Below are 1081 nucleotides of genomic sequence, written 5' to 3'. Positions count from 1 at the left end.
TGTATTGACCACGAGCGTTGTTGACGCTGGTTGGGTCTTGATCATGACGAAGACCTCCGGTGTGGTGAAGGTGTCTAAGCTGCACTGCACACGGAGGTCTTCGTGTCCCACCGTAATGCCCGTCTGACCGTTCATGGCAGGCGGATCCTGGTCGAGCGTGTTCTCGCGGGACGTCCGGTCGCGCATGTGGCGGCCGAGATGGGCATCTCCCGGCCGACCGCCCACAAATGGGTGCGGCGCTGGCGGGCCGAGGGCGACAGCGGTCTCGCCGACCGCCCGAGCAGCCCCCGCACGACGCCGCACCGCACCCCGCCCGTGACGGAGGACGAGGTCTGCCGACTCAGGACCGAACGCAAGCTCGGCCCCGCACGGATCGGCCCGGTCCTGGGCCTGCCCGCCTCGACCGTGCACCGGATCCTGGTCCGTCACGGCCTGAACCGTCTCGCCTTCCTGGACCGGCCCACCGGCCGGGTGATCCGCCGCTACGAACACGCCCGGCCGGGCGACCTGGTCCACGTCGACATCAAGAAACTGGGCAACATCCCCGACGGCGGCGGCTGGCGAACCGCGGGCAGGGCCGTCGGCGAAGCAAACCGCCAGGCAACCACCGATGCCCGCAAAAGCAGCAAACCGGTGATCGGCTACTCCTTCGTCCACTCCGCCGTCGACGACCACTCCCGCCTGGCCTACAGCGAGGTCCTGCCCGACGAGCGCCAGCACACGGCCGCGGGCTTCTGGCAGCGGGCGAACGCATTCTTCGCCGCCCACGGCATCACCGTCCAGCGGGTCCTCACCGACAACGGCTCCTGCTACAAGGCCAGGCTGTTCACCCGGACCCTGGCCGCCGCCGGCATCACACACAAGAAGACCCGGCCCTACCGGCCGCAGACCAACGGCAAAGTCGAACGCTTCAACCGCACCCTTCTGGACGAATGGGCCTACCAGCGGCCCTACCGCTCGAATGACGAGCGGACCCGAGCCCTGGCAGACTTCCTCCACACCTACAACCACCACCGCAGCCACACCGCCCTCGGCGGACACCCACCCATCAGCCGCGTAAACAACCCTGCGGGTCAATACA

The 1081-nt window shown here is 68.2% G+C and carries 1 protein-coding gene; it reads left to right on the top strand.

Annotated elements, in window-relative coordinates:
* Positions 1 to 102: 102 nt before the first annotated feature.
* On the top strand, positions 103 to 1081 hold a 979-nt coding region (locus AAFN69_RS35005; protein WP_347732994.1), incomplete at its 3' end, for an IS481 family transposase.

Origin of the sequence: Streptomyces sp. CAU 1734, assembly GCF_039888735.1 — a bacterium.
GTDB lineage: Bacteria > Actinomycetota > Actinomycetes > Streptomycetales > Streptomycetaceae > Streptomyces.
This window is presented reverse-complemented; position numbering and strand designations above follow the sequence as displayed.